The sequence below is a fragment of the Weissella sp. DD23 genome (genome assembly GCF_001579105.1).
Lineage (GTDB): Bacteria > Bacillota > Bacilli > Lactobacillales > Lactobacillaceae > Weissella > Weissella cibaria.
Window position 1 is genome coordinate 264533 of sequence record NZ_KQ970392.1, and the last position, 1203, is coordinate 265735.

Consider the following 1203-nt stretch of genomic DNA (forward strand, 5'->3'; position numbering starts at 1 on the left):
ATGGCAAGTCAAACTTTACATTGACGTCATCAGTAAAGAAGGTCGGCAAGGCTGTTGTTGATGTCACTGAAAAGGCAGCTAAGGATAAGTTCCCTGGTGGCGAGCACTTGGTTTATGGGCTAGACGATAAGGGTGTTGCCGTGACGCGTGGTCACATGTCAGCAGCAACTTGGGATGCTGTTCAAGCGGCTAAGAAGCAAATCATTGACGGCAAGGTAGAAGTACCTGCTAAGTAATTTAAAGTTCGAAAAGCGCTCATCACAAAACGCGATGAGCGCTTTTTGTTCGTGTTTTGCACCTCTTTATATGTTTTGCGTTTCTATTTATTATCTAAAAACGAATGATTGTGTTTACAAAACGTTTTGTTCGGGTTATTATTGTGGAGTTGGTTAATTAAAACGTTTAATTAACGTAAAACGCGAACTTTAAATTAATTTATTTTACAAAATAGGGGTTAATCATGAATCGTAAGGTTGTTTTGGGTACGGGTGTTGTTGTAGTTGCAGCAGTTGCAATTGGAGTGTATGCGAGTGCGAATAAAGGGGATGCAGCAACTAGTAAAGCTTCGGTTGCCTTGATTACGGATGCAGCAGGTATCGATGATAAGTCATTTCAACAATCGGCTTGGCGAGGGCTAACAAGTTGGGCTAAGGCAAATGATGTGAAGCAAGGTAAGGGTGGTTACACTTATTTTCAAGCAAAGACATCAGCCGATTTTGAAACAAATATCAATCAAGCAGTTGCTAATGGCTACCAAAATATTTATGGGATTGGGTTCCCAAAGACGCCTGCGATTAATGCAGCCGCAAAAAAGTATCCTAAAAATAACTTCATGATTATTGATGACATTGCTAAGAAACGTCAAAATGTTGTCTCGGTTACGTTCCATACCGAACAGTCTTCTTACCTAGCCGGTGTTGCGGCTGCGAAGACAACTAAAACAAATCAACTTGGCTTTATCGGTGGGATGGAATCAGCCGTTGTTAAGACATTCGAAACAGGCTTTGTTGCTGGGGCCAAGTCTGTCAATCCCAATATTAAGGTCGATGTTCAGTATGTCGGTGATTTTGCGGATGCCGGTAAGGCTAAAACAATAGCGGCGTCAATGTACCAAAACGGATCAGATGTGCTTTATCAAGCGGCCGGTGGCGCCGGTGCTGGTGTTTTCACTGAAGCAAAGGATTTGAATGAGAAGCAAACTAA

Annotated in this window: 2 protein-coding genes; both read left to right on the forward strand. The window is 42.1% G+C overall.

The annotated features are described in order from the left end of the window. Positions 1-236: BMP family ABC transporter substrate-binding protein (locus tag WEIDD23_RS05540; RefSeq protein ID WP_156469583.1), on the forward strand; the 236-nt coding region annotated here is incomplete at its 5' end. A gap of 224 nt (positions 237-460) precedes the next feature. Further along, positions 461-1203, forward strand: a 743-nt coding sequence (locus WEIDD23_RS05545; RefSeq protein WP_062358824.1) for a BMP family lipoprotein, incomplete at its 3' end; no start/stop codon positions are given.